The organism is Streptomyces viridosporus (genome assembly GCF_002078235.1).
Classification (GTDB): domain Bacteria; phylum Actinomycetota; class Actinomycetes; order Streptomycetales; family Streptomycetaceae; genus Streptomyces; species Streptomyces viridosporus.
In genome coordinates this window covers 1-6,918 of record NZ_MSGP01000505.1, presented here as the reverse complement: position 1 = coordinate 6,918, position 6,918 = coordinate 1, and the positions used below count along the sequence as shown (strand labels likewise).

At 73.6% G+C, this 6,918-nt stretch carries 8 protein-coding genes; 6 read left to right on the top strand and 2 right to left on the bottom strand.

Going from position 1 to position 6,918, the window contains the following annotated elements:
- The first annotated feature begins 106 nt into the window (after nucleotides 1-106).
- The 3 genes from B7L92_RS30660 (at nucleotide 107) to B7L92_RS30650 (ending at nucleotide 2,769) form a co-directional block, all read left to right on the top strand.
- Nucleotides 107-679, top strand: coding sequence for a DUF5304 domain-containing protein (locus tag B7L92_RS30660; RefSeq protein WP_081240595.1), 573 nt, complete (start codon nucleotides 107-109; stop codon nucleotides 677-679).
- A 134-nt stretch (nucleotides 680-813) separates the two neighbouring features.
- The gene (locus B7L92_RS30655; RefSeq protein WP_004989151.1) at nucleotides 814-1,767 is read left to right on the top strand and encodes an ROK family glucokinase; all 954 of its coding nucleotides are present in this window, start codon (nucleotides 814-816) and stop codon (nucleotides 1,765-1,767) included.
- A gap of 246 nt (nucleotides 1,768-2,013) precedes the next feature.
- Entirely contained in the window at nucleotides 2,014-2,769 is a 756-nt protein-coding gene (locus tag B7L92_RS30650) for an endonuclease/exonuclease/phosphatase family protein (RefSeq protein ID WP_081240597.1), read from the top strand.
- Between the two features lie 12 nt (nucleotides 2,770-2,781).
- Here B7L92_RS30650 and B7L92_RS30645 read toward each other — a convergent pair whose 3' ends face one another.
- Entirely contained in the window at nucleotides 2,782-3,447 is a 666-nt protein-coding gene (locus B7L92_RS30645; protein ID WP_081240594.1) for a hypothetical protein, read from the bottom strand.
- Complete coding sequence (locus B7L92_RS30640; RefSeq protein ID WP_081240593.1) at nucleotides 3,440-4,237, bottom strand: alpha/beta hydrolase; 798 nt, start codon at nucleotides 4,235-4,237, stop codon at nucleotides 3,440-3,442. Before B7L92_RS30640 ends, B7L92_RS30645 begins: the two co-directional genes overlap by 8 nt.
- Before the next feature lie 200 nt (nucleotides 4,238-4,437).
- On the opposite strand from B7L92_RS30640, the gene B7L92_RS30635 reads away from it, so the two are divergent.
- The 3 genes from B7L92_RS30635 to B7L92_RS30625 all read left to right on the top strand — a co-directional run.
- The gene (locus B7L92_RS30635; protein ID WP_081240596.1) at nucleotides 4,438-5,292 is read left to right on the top strand and encodes a lysophospholipid acyltransferase family protein; all 855 of its coding nucleotides are present in this window, start codon (nucleotides 4,438-4,440) and stop codon (nucleotides 5,290-5,292) included.
- 29 nt (nucleotides 5,293-5,321) lie between these two features.
- The gene (gene macS / locus B7L92_RS30630) at nucleotides 5,322-6,578 is read left to right on the top strand and encodes a MacS family sensor histidine kinase (protein ID WP_081240592.1); all 1,257 of its coding nucleotides are present in this window, start codon (nucleotides 5,322-5,324) and stop codon (nucleotides 6,576-6,578) included.
- A partial coding sequence (locus B7L92_RS30625; protein WP_143626402.1) for a response regulator occupies nucleotides 6,575-6,918 on the top strand: 344 nt, incomplete at its 3' end. The genes macS and B7L92_RS30625, both read left to right, overlap by 4 nt.

Genomic DNA, 6,918 nt, shown 5'->3' with positions numbered 1-6,918 from the left:
GCGGATCCGGTTCCGGCCGGATCCGCGCCTGTGGCCGCGTACCGGCTGAAGCCGGTGGAGGCGTTCGGGTAACGTCGAAGAGGTCACCCGTAGTCAGGAGTCCGTCATGAGCGAACAGCTCCCCCCGTCCGACGACGCCGGGGACGAGACCGTGGAGGAGGCGCGGACCGCGAAGGACGCGCGGACCGCCGACGACGTACGGGCGGCCGACGCCGACGCCTGGGCGACCGCCTGCGCGGAGGACCTCGAGGCGGAGAAGGCCCGCCGCCGCGCCCGGTACGGGCCGCCCCGGGGTTCCGTCGGTTCCGCCGCCGAGGAGCTGAAGAAGCTCGTCGACGCGGTCACCGACAAGCTCGACCAGCTCTCCGGCCCGGGCTCCCCGCTGTTCGGCGCGGTCACCGGGCCCACCGCGCAGCAGATGGTGCGGCAGGTCGTGCAGCAGGCCAGGGCCGCCGTGGAACCCGTCATCGAGCGCAACCCGGACGTCTTCGACCACCTCGCCGCCGCCGGCAACGAGCTCCTCGCCGCCTACCGCTCCGCGGTCCAGGACCAGGAGCGCCGCTGGACGGCCCGCGACACCGATCTCCGCGACACCGACCCCCGTGACCTGGAGGAACGCCGCGACCGGGGCGACCGGGGCGACGAATCCGGTCCCGGCGAGCGCATCGACCTGGACTGACACCGGCCGACCCCGGCCCGGCGGGTGCCCCATGACCCCCGCCGGGCCCGTTCACCGTGCGGATGCCGGAAACCCGGAGGCAGGGCCTCGGGTACCGTTGGCGGTAGCGGGGCTCGACCGAAACTGAGGGATTCATGGGACTCACCATCGGCGTCGACATCGGCGGCACGAAGATCGCGGCCGGCGTGGTCGACGAGGAAGGCAACATCCTCTCGACCCACAAGGTGCCGACCCCGGGCACGCCCGAGGGCATCGTGGACTCCATCGCCTCCGCGGTGGAGGGCGCGCGAGCCGGGCACGAGATCGTCGGCGTGGGCATCGGTGCGGCCGGATACGTCAACCGCCAGCGTTCGACGGTGTACTTCGCGCCCAACATCCACTGGCGCAACGAGCCGCTCAAGGAGAAGGTCGAGGCCCGTACGGGTCTCCCGGTCGTCGTGGAGAACGACGCCAACGCCGCGGCCTGGGGCGAGTACAAGTTCGGCGCCGGCAAGGGCCACCGCAACGTCATCTGCATCACCCTCGGCACCGGCCTCGGCGGCGGCGTCATCATCGGCAACAAGCTGCGCCGCGGCCACTTCGGCGTGGCCGCCGAGTTCGGTCACATCCGCATGGTGCCGGACGGCCTGCTCTGCGGCTGCGGCTCCCAGGGCTGCTGGGAGCAGTACGCCTCCGGCCGCGCCCTGGTCCGGTACGCCAAGCAGCGCGCCAACGCCACCCCCGAGAACGCCGAGACGCTGCTCGCCCTCGGCGACGGCACCCCCGACGGCATCGAGGGCAAGCACGTCTCCGTGGCCGCCCGCCAGGGCGACCGGGTGGCCGTCGACTCCTACCGCGAGCTGGCCCGCTGGGTCGGCGCCGGCCTCGCCGACCTGGCCTCCCTCTTCGACCCCTCCGCGTTCATCATCGGCGGCGGCCTCTCCGACGAGGGCGAGCTGGTCCTCGGCCCGATCCGCAAGTCCTACAAGCGCTGGCTGGTGGGCAGCAACTGGCGCCCCGTCGCCGAGGTCCTCGCCGCCCAGCTCGGCAACAAGGCCGGCCTGGTCGGCGCGGCCGACCTGGCCCGGGAGCCCGACCCCGTGATGTGATCCCGCCCCCATGCGCACGGCGGCGCCCGCCCGTTCCCCTCGGGGACGGCGGGCGCCGCCGTTTCCGGGGCGGACGCGCCCGCGCACGGCCCGCCCCCGCTCCGGCCTTCCGTTCCCGTGGCCGGCCTGGCGCGGCACCCCGGCTTCAGGGCATGCGGGGGACTTCCGTGCCCGCCCGGTCCGTCTCGTGCCGTCGTCGGCCCGTACGGCCCTTCCGGCCGGGCGGGTCGGCGTATCTTGATCGACATGGCGACGACTCCGCTGCTGCCCGACTCCCGTACCGAGCCGGACGGATCGGCCGTGATCCGTGTCCTGAGCTACAACATCCGGTCGATGCGGGACGACACGGACGCCCTCGCCCGGGTGATCACCGCCTGCGCCCCCGACCTGGTCCTGCTCCAGGAGGCACCGCGCTTCTTCCGCTGGCGCAAGAAACTGGCCCGGCTGGCCTCCGCGTCCGGGCTGGTGGTCCTCTCCGGGGGCGCCACGGCCGCGGGACCGGCGCTCCTGTGCTCCCTGCGGGCGACCGTCGAGCGCACCGAGGACGTACTGCTGCCGCTCACCCCGGGACTGCACCGGCGCGGCTTCGCCACCGCCGTCGTACGGTTCGGCGGCGCCCGGCTGGGCGTGCTGAGCTGCCACCTGTCGCTGCGGCAGGACGAGCGGTACGAGCAGGGCGGCATGCTCCTGGACCGGCTCGCCGGGATGGGCGTGGAGCACGCGGTCGCCGGCGGCGACCTGAACGACGGTCCGGACGGCCGCACCTTCCGGCGCCTGGCCGGGAACCTGACGGACTGCTGGGCCGCGGCCCCCTGGGGCGGTGAACACACCTGGGGGCCCGCCGACCCGCACCAGCGCATCGACGCGCTGTTCGTCACGGGGGGCGTCGAGGTGCTGGGCTGCGGGGTGCCGCACGGTCAGCCGGGGGTGACCGGGGACGACCTGAGGGCGGCCACGGACCACCTTCCGGTCCTGGCCGCCCTCAGGATTCCGGCCGCCTGATTCCCGGGGCCCTCAGACCACGGCGCCCCGGCCCGGATCGTCGTCGTCCTCGTCGTCCGTGCGCATACGCATCACCAGCGTGGCGAAGCCGCCCAGGAAGCCGCCGATGGAGAGCGTGGTCAGCCACCAGGTCATCTCCCAGCCGAACAGCACCGCCAGCAGGAGCAGCAGCGGACCGCCCAGCACCCCGAGCCAGGCGAACTTGGCGGTGACGTCGGTCTCCGGCAGCGGCGGCGGCTCCGGCGGTACGAAGTGGCCCTCGTCGCTCTCGCCGAGGTCCTCCTCGGAGGGCTCGGCCAGGCTGTAGTCGCGGGGGCCGACACCGGGGGCGAAGGACACGGAGCCGCCCAGCGGCTTGGCGGGCCCGGCCGGTTCAGCCGGTTCAGCCGGTTCGACCGGTTCGTCCTTGGGTCTCCGCGGCGCCTCGGTCTCCGTCCGCCCGTCGTTGGTCCCGGCCTCCAGCAGCGCCAGGTCCTCGATCGACTTGAAGGGCTTGGCCCCCGGCGGGTCCGGCGGCTCCTCGCCGTACCCGGCGACGATCGCCGCCCACGCGGCGTCCTCGTCGAAGGGGGCGTCCTTCTCGAGGTCCTTCCCCAGGCCCTTCTCGACGCTCTTCTCCTCCGGCTCGCGGCTCTCGCGGCCTTCGCGGTCCTCGCGGTCCGAGTCGTGCTCAGCCACCTGCGGTCGTCCCTTCCTTGCCGAGACCGGGCTCCTTGACGGCGCCGGGCGCGAGCCGGCCGATGAACGCGGTGCTCTCCTGGAAGATCAGCTCCGCGTCGTGGTCCAACGTCGCCACGTGGTAGCTCTGTTCCAGCAGGACCTCCGTCACGTCCACCGACGAGACCCGGCCGAGGATGCGGGCCGAGTCCGCGGGCGGCACCACGTGGTCCTGCGGGCTGCGCAGCAGCAGCAGCGGCTGGGTGACCTGGGGCAGCTCGCCGTCGAGGAGGCGCAGGAACGTCCGCAGGGAGTGCGCCGCGTGCAGCGGAACCCGGTCGTACCCCAGCTCCGTCACCGAGGGCTTCGCGATGTCGCTCGCGATCCCCTTCGTCGCCGGGACGAGATGCCGGAGCACCGGAAGGGCGTGCGCGGTCACCCCGTGCACCTTGTTCGCCGGGTTGACGACCACGACCCCGCTCACCGCGTCGCCGTGCCGTGCGGCCAGCCGCAGGGCGAGCGCGCCGCCCATCGACAGACCGGCCACGAACACCCGGGAGCAGCGGTCCCGCAGCAGTCGCAGCTCGTGGTCCACCTCCGCGTACCAGTCCTGCCATCCGGTGGCCCGGAGGTCCTCCCAGCGCGTGCCGTGTCCGGGCAGCAGCGGCAGCGAGACGGTCAGGCCGTGTCCGGCGAGGTGCTCCGCCCAGGGGCGCAGCGACTGCGGTGAACCGGTGAAGCCGTGGCAGAGGAGGACGGCGGTCTCCCCGCCCTCGTGACGGAACGGCTCGGCTCCGGTCAGGAGCGGCACCTTCGGCCTCCTGTTCGTGGGGGTTCGTGAGAAGGGGGCGGGCACGTCATGACGGTCGGGCAGGGACTGCACACGGATCGCAGGACCTTCACCGTACGCGACCGTACTGACACCGACCAGGGCCGTCGGGTCCTTCCGCGGCACTCCGGGATATTGTCTGACCCACACACACAGGAGGCACTCGGTTGTTGTACGGCGCGATGAAGGTCACCATCGGGGGGCCACTGAAGCTCGCCTTCAGGCCCTGGGTGGAGGGCCTGGAGAACGTCCCCGCCGAGGGCCCCGCCATTCTGGCCAGCAACCACCTGTCGTTCTCCGACTCCTTCTTCCTGCCGGCCGTGCTGGACCGCAAGGTCACCTTCATAGCCAAGGCCGAGTACTTCACCACGCCGGGGGTGAAGGGCCGGCTGACGGCCGCCTTCTTCAAGGGCGTGGGCCAGCTCCCGGTGGACCGCTCCGGCACGCGCGGCGCAGGTGAGGCCGCGATCAGAAGCGGCATAGAGGTGCTGGAGCGCGGTGAGCTGTTCGGCATCTACCCGGAGGGCACCCGCTCGCCCGACGGCCGTCTCTACCGGGGCAAGCCCGGCGGCCTCGCCCGCGTGGCGCTGGCCACCGGCGCGCCCGTGATCCCGGTCGCCATGATCGACACGGAGAAGATCCAGCCGCCCGGGAAGATCGTGCCGAAGCTGATGCGGCCGGGCATCCGGATCGGGAAGCCGCTGGACTTCCGCCGCTACGAGGGCATGGACCACGACCGCTTCGTCCTGCGCGCGGTGACCGACGAGGTCATCTACGAGATCATGAAGCTCTCCGGCCAGGAGTACGTCGACATCTACGCGACCGCCATGAAGCGGCAGCTCGCGGAGGAGGCCAAGGCGGAGAAGGAGGCCGAGAAGGCCGAGAGGGAAGCCGGGAAGGAAGCCGAGAGGGCGGCGAAGGCCGCGCTCGCGCGCGAGGAGAGGGAACAGGCCGAGAAGCTGAGGGCCGCCATGGAGCGGGCCGAGCGGGAACAGGCCGAGCGGGACCGGGCCGAACAACGGCGTTCCGACCCCTAGCCGGGCCCGGAACGGAGACGGGGGGACACGTGCCGGGACGCGAGAAGGTCATGAGGATGTCGGTCGAGCTGCCGCTGTGGCGCGCGCTCGCCGGCTACCGGGTGCTCACCATGGTGTACGCGGTCGGTCTGTTCGTCTCCGCCCACGAGGAGTTCACCCGGCCCTGGCTCGCCGTCGCCTACTTCACCCTCCTCCTCGTGTGGACCCTGGCCACGCTGCCCAAGGTCGCGAACGCCGCCGCCTGCACCAAGGGCTTCCTCACCGCCGACCTCACCATCGCGCTCACCGGCATCCTGCTCACCCCCGTCGCCGACGCGCACGAACGCGTCCAGGCGGGCGGCCCGACCCTGCCGTCCATCTGGACCGCCGGCTCGGTGCTGGCGTTCGCCGTCAAGGGCGGCTGGCGCTGGGCGGCCCTCGCCTCCACCCTCGTCGCCGCGGCCAACCTGGTCGAACGCGGCAGCCCCGCCCGCGACACCGTGCACAACGTGATCCTCGTCTGGGTCGCCTCCATCGCCATCGGCTACGTCGTCGAGGTCGCCCGCGCCTCCGAGCGCACCCTCGCCCGCGCCCTGGAGATCGAGGCCGCCACCAGGGAGCGGGAGCGGCTCGCGCGGGACATCCACGACGGCGTGCTCCAGGTGCTCGCGATGGTGCAGCGGCGCGGCGCCGTGATCGGCGGCGAGGCGGCCGAGCTGGGCCGGCTGGCCGGGGAGCAGGAGGTCGCCCTGCGCACGCTGGTCTCCGGCGGACTCGTGCCGGTCCCCCGCGCGTCGCGGGACGCCGCCGAGGGCACCGCCGTACGGACCGCCGACGAGGGCGGGGAACCGGACGGGGACGGTGGCCCGGTCGATCTGCGCGCGCTGCTCGCCCCCTACGCGGGCGCCCGGGTCAGCCTCGCCGAACCCGGGGCGCCGGTGCGGCTCGCGCCGGCCGCCGCGCGGGAGGTGGCCGCGGCCGTCGGCGCCGCCCTGGACAACGTCCGCCTCCACGCCGGGGAGCAGGCCCGCGCGTGGATCCTGGTCGAGGACGAACCGGACGAGGTGATCGTCACCGTCCGCGACGACGGACCCGGCATCCCCGAGGGCCGGCTCGCCCAGGCCGAGGGCGAGGGCCGGCTCGGCGTGGCCCTGTCCATCCGGGGCCGGCTGCGCGACCTCGGCGGCGGGGCCGAACTGGTCTCGGTGCCGGGACAGGGCACCGAGGTCGAGCTGAAGGTGCCGAAGGCAGGCAACGACGGGACGGACGGCCGGGGGGACGCCCGGGGGAAGGCGGAGCGACGATGACGGACACCGCAGCCGAACGGGAGGCCGGCCGGGGCCCGGTCCGGGTGATGGTGGTCGACGACCACCCCATGTGGCGCGACGCCGTCGCCCGCGACCTGTCCGAGTCCGGTTTCGAGGTGGTCGCCACCGCGGGGGACGGCGACCAGGCGGTGCGCCGCGCCAAGGCCGCCGCCCCGGACGTGCTCGTCCTCGACCTGAACCTGCCGGGCAAGCCCGGCGTCCGGGTCTGCAAGGAGGTCGTCGCCGCGAACCCCGCCCTGCGCGTCCTGGTGCTGTCGGCCAGCGGCGAGCACGCCGACGTGCTGGAGGCGGTGAAGTCGGGCGCGACCGGCTACCTGCT

Excerpts from the sequence above, each read along its gene's own strand:
- B7L92_RS30650 (WP_081240597.1), top strand. The coding sequence starts at position 2,014 with ATGGCGACGACTCCGCTGCTGCCCGACTCCCGTACCGAGCCGGACGGA.
- B7L92_RS30635 (WP_081240596.1), top strand. The coding sequence starts at position 4,438 with ATGAAGGTCACCATCGGGGGGCCACTGAAGCTCGCCTTCAGGCCCTGG.
- B7L92_RS30655 (WP_004989151.1), top strand. The coding sequence starts at position 814 with ATGGGACTCACCATCGGCGTCGACATCGGCGGCACGAAGATCGCGGCC.
- B7L92_RS30660 (WP_081240595.1), top strand. The coding sequence starts at position 107 with ATGAGCGAACAGCTCCCCCCGTCCGACGACGCCGGGGACGAGACCGTG.